Raw genomic sequence first — 3,426 nt, 5'->3', positions numbered from 1 at the left:
TTGGGGGTCAGACGTCGTGCTGGAGGCGCTTGACGAATTGCTTGGTGCGTTCCTCCCGCGGCTCGCGCAAGACATCCGCTGCTGGTCCGCGCTCCACCACTACGCCGCCGTCCATGAAGATGACTTCGTCGGCAACCTGGCGGGCAAAGGCGAGCTCGTGCGTCACGATCACCATGGTCCAGCCTTCGTCGGCAAGTTCCTTGATGACACCGAGCACTTCGCCCACCAGTTCCGGGTCCAACGCCGAGGTGGGTTCGTCAAAGAGCAGCAACTGCGGCTTGAGGGCGAGGGCGCGCACGATTCCCACCCGTTGTTGCTGGCCGCCTGACAGCTCGAAGGGGTAAGCGTCGCGTTTGTCCGCGAGGCCCACCCGGGCCAGGAGCCGCTCGGCCTCCGCGACCACTTCCGCCCGTGGACGCTTCTGGACCTGGAGCGGTCCCTCGATGATGTTCTTGAGCACCGTCATGTGCGGGAACAGGTTGTAGTGCTGGAACACCATGGCACTGCGATCCCGGAGGGCGGCGATCTCCCGCTTGCCCACGCTGCCCGCGAAATCGAGGGTCAGTCCTGCGCCGGAGCCCCGGACCGTCCCCGCGTCGGCGTCCCCGAAGGTGACCGTTCCGGCGTCGGGCACTTCGAGGCCGTTAAGTGAGCGCAGGACGGTGGTCTTTCCCGAACCGGACGGCCCGATCAACGCGACCACCTGCCCGCGCCTAACGTCGATGTCGATTCCGCGCAGCACCTTGTTGCTGCCGAAGGCTTTGGCGAGGTCCCGGGCAGACAGCACCGGCCCGGAGTTCCCGTGGGGGGCGTTGCTGGGCTCAGTGGGCGACATAACGGTCCAATCTGCGCTCCAGGGCGGACTGGCCCGTGGAGAGGACGAGGCAAATGACCCAGTAAACCAAGGCGGACTCGAGGTACAGGATCATGAATTCCTGGCTGAATGCGGCGATCTGCTGGGCGTTGCGGAAAAGCTCGGTGACCAGGATGAGCGAAGCCAGCGAGGTGTCCTTCACGAGGGAAATGAAGGTGTTGGACAGTGGAGGTACCGAGACCCTGGCCGCTTGCGGGAGGATGATCCGCACGAGCGTCTGTGGACGCGACATTCCGATGGTGTGCCCGGCCTCCCACTGGCCCTTGGGCACCGACAGGATCGCGGCGCGGATGACCTCGGCCGCGTAGCCGCCCACATTGAGCGAAAACGCGATGATGGCGCTCGGCCACGGCTCCAGCTTCACGCCGATGCTCGGGAGACCGTAGAAGATCACGAACAACTGCACCAACAGGGGAGTCCCACGGATCACGGAGACGTAGAAGCGTGCGACGCCGGAGAGCAGCCTGTTGGGGCTCAAGCGCAAGAGGGCGACCAGCAGCGCCAACGCCAGGCCAATGGCGAACGAAGCCAGGGTGAGGGGGATGGTTCCTGTGACGGCGCCCCCGACGATTGGCCCGAAGGAACTCCAGACGAGGTCCCAGTTGAAGGTCATCTGATTGGCCGCCGGCTACTTGGTAACGTCTGCGCCGAAGTACTTCTGGGAGATCTTGGCGAGGGTGCCATCGGCCTGAAGGTCCGTGAGCGCTTTGTCGACCGCGGCTTTGAGTTCGGCGGATCCCTTGCGGAAGACCATGGCGCTTTGCGTCTTGTCGGTGGTCTCCGCGGCGATCTTCAAGCCGGAGTCCGGAGTGCTCTTGGCGTAGTCGAGGTAGGTCAGCTTGTCGTTGACGGTTGCGTCGACGCGGCCTTGGCGGACCAGGGTTGCGGCTTGCGCCCAGCCTTCGACGGACTGCACGTTGGCGCCTGCGTCAACTGCCATCTTGTAGAAGTTGCTGGTCAGCGACTGCGCGGTGGTCTTGCCTTTGAGATCGGCGAAGCTGTTGATGGAGTTGTTGTCCGACTTGGTCACGACGACGCCATTGGAGATCGTGTACGGCGCCGAGAAATCGTACTTGGCCGTGCGTTCGGGGTTGATGGAGATCTGGTTGGCGATCATGTCGAAGCGCTTGGAATCAAGACCCGCGAAGATGCCATCGAACTGGGTTTCCTGGAAGGTCGCCTTCACTCCGAGCTTGGCAGCGACGGCCTGGGCGATCTCGACGTCGAAGCCCGTGAGCGGACCGGCCCCGTTCTCGTGGAAGCTGAACGGCCGGTAGGTGCCTTCCGTGGCAATAACGATCTCGCCCTTGGACTTGATGGCGGACAGCGAGGTATCTCCACCCGACGTCGACGACGGCGAGGAACCACCGCCGCAAGCGGTCAGTGCCAGCGCGACGGCGGCCAGGGTTGCGGACAGTGCTGTGCGGCGGGTGGGCAGGCTCTTCATGAAAGCCATCTTAGTCACGGGACCGGACTGGGGTGCTTCGGGCGGTGTCCGGCGTACACGGGAGGACGCTTAAAAAGGCTGAGTGGGGGCGGTCCCCAACAGCCCGCCACCACTCATCCCCCCAAAAGTGCTCCCGCACGCGCCACGAACCTTGGAAACCCGTTCATTGATTCAAAGGTCAGGCTGCGTCGCCTTCACACATTCATAATTATGGCACGATATAATGGATTTATGAAAGAGGTTAAGCGGTATGTTTTTAAATTACCGTGCGGCTAGTCCGGCTGGCAACGGTTTTGGACAGCCAGATGCCTCCCAGGCCAAGTGCAGTGGCCAAAGCGGCAGAGTAATTGATGAGCGGCCGCAGCCACGTATTCGTTGGCGGGATGAGCGGAAAGACCTGTGAAACCGTTAGCAAGGCAAGGCCCAGGAGCAGTGTCGCTGGGGCGGCCCGGAGCAGAACGGGACCCGAACCTCGGACCGATCGCCAGATGCCCGGGATAAGGCATACGGCAACGTAGCCCGGGTAGAACCTGCCCAAGGCCGCATACAGATCAAGGGCCGGCCCAGGGTCAAGGTCATTCAGGCCAACCGTGGAGTCCCGGGTGTCCATCGAGAAGAAGAAGAAGGCCGTGAGGACCGCGGTTGCTCCCAAAACGGCCAAGCCGATCGGCCCGCGGATGGCGCGTTCTCCGCCAGCTGAGCCAAAGGCCCTGGCCACCTTGATGCCCATGAGCAGGAACGTTCCGTAGAGCAGGAACCGGAGCAGCAGGTTGCCGAGGTTGAAGTTGCCCAGCCACCCGTCAATCAGCACATAGGGACCCTCGATGCTGAGAAGGATGTCGAGGGAAATCAGTGCGAACAAGACGAACATCATGCGGTTCTCGCCCCGAACGGCGCTGGGGATGCGAATGGCGGTCAAAATGAGGCAAATGGAGAGCGTAGCCCACGCCAACATGGTGGTCATCCCAGGTTCTCCCAGATTCTGTTGCTGTGGTCGAGCTCGTGCTCATGGCGGCGCAGGGCCTTGCCCAGGGCCTGCAGCCGCTCTCCGGCCAGCAGGGCCAGTTCGCCGTCCGTCATCCTGTCCAGGGCGTCCCGCCGCGCC

4 protein-coding genes are annotated in these 3,426 nt (G+C 63.1%); all 4 read right to left on the bottom strand.

Features of this window, described 5'->3' with window-relative positions:
* Positions 1-7 precede the first annotated feature (7 nt).
* Complete coding sequence (locus tag AHiyo1_RS07900) at positions 8-835, bottom strand: amino acid ABC transporter ATP-binding protein (protein WP_059388189.1); 828 nt, start codon at positions 833-835, stop codon at positions 8-10.
* Positions 822-1,487, bottom strand: coding sequence for an amino acid ABC transporter permease (locus AHiyo1_RS07895; protein WP_059388188.1), 666 nt, complete (start codon positions 1,485-1,487; stop codon positions 822-824). The genes AHiyo1_RS07900 and AHiyo1_RS07895 overlap by 14 nt, the downstream gene beginning before the upstream one ends.
* Before the next feature lie 15 nt (positions 1,488-1,502).
* Complete coding sequence (locus tag AHiyo1_RS07890; protein ID WP_059388190.1) at positions 1,503-2,321, bottom strand: amino acid ABC transporter substrate-binding protein; 819 nt, start codon at positions 2,319-2,321, stop codon at positions 1,503-1,505.
* Between the two features lie 256 nt (positions 2,322-2,577).
* Entirely contained in the window at positions 2,578-3,285 is a 708-nt protein-coding gene (locus AHiyo1_RS07885) for a hypothetical protein (protein ID WP_059388187.1), read from the bottom strand.
* Between the last annotated feature and the right edge of the window lie 141 nt (positions 3,286-3,426).

The sequence above is a fragment of the Arthrobacter sp. Hiyo1 genome (assembly GCF_001263615.2).
In the GTDB taxonomy this organism is placed as follows: Bacteria; Actinomycetota; Actinomycetes; order Actinomycetales; family Micrococcaceae; genus Arthrobacter.
The sequence above is the reverse complement of the archived record's forward strand: the minus strand, read 5'-3'. Positions and strand labels throughout refer to the sequence as shown.

Bases quoted from the DNA above. Each gene is read 5' to 3' on its own strand.
- AHiyo1_RS07885 (WP_059388187.1), bottom strand. From the start codon at position 3,285: ATGACCACCATGTTGGCGTGGGCTACGCTCTCCATTTGCCTCATTTTG.
- AHiyo1_RS07900 (WP_059388189.1), bottom strand. From the start codon at position 835: ATGTCGCCCACTGAGCCCAGCAACGCCCCCCACGGGAACTCCGGGCCG.
- AHiyo1_RS07890 (WP_059388190.1), bottom strand. From the start codon at position 2,321: ATGAAGAGCCTGCCCACCCGCCGCACAGCACTGTCCGCAACCCTGGCC.
- AHiyo1_RS07895 (WP_059388188.1), bottom strand. From the start codon at position 1,487: ATGACCTTCAACTGGGACCTCGTCTGGAGTTCCTTCGGGCCAATCGTC.